This is a genomic window from Pseudoalteromonas sp. CR1 (genome assembly GCF_019392235.1).
GTDB lineage: Bacteria > Pseudomonadota > Gammaproteobacteria > Enterobacterales > Alteromonadaceae > Pseudoalteromonas.
Genome location: NZ_JAHXRM010000624.1, coordinates 1 through 237, shown reverse-complemented (window position 1 = coordinate 237; position 237 = coordinate 1). Strand labels below are relative to the sequence as shown.

Below are 237 nucleotides of genomic sequence, written 5' to 3'. Positions count from 1 at the left end.
CACACAGCTGAACCGAGATACGAAGCTGATTTCCTTGGCGCTCGTGTCCGAAGCCGGGCACGAGTTTTACGTCGAGCTCACAGATACATATCTAGTGGGGGACTGCAGCGATTTCGTGATCCTGAACGTGCTGCCTCAGCTCAACCTAGCGGCGCACGGGCAAACCTTGGTCGAAGCCCAATTCTCACTGCTCGCTTTCCTGAGTGATCTGGAAGGCCCCCTCGAGGTTTGCTCTGA

Annotated in this window: 1 protein-coding gene; it reads left to right on the top strand. The window is 56.1% G+C overall.

Features of this window, described 5'->3' with window-relative positions; translation table 11 throughout:
- Positions 1-237: hypothetical protein (locus tag KZZ04_RS20795; RefSeq protein ID WP_219424120.1), on the top strand; the 237-nt coding region annotated here is incomplete at both ends.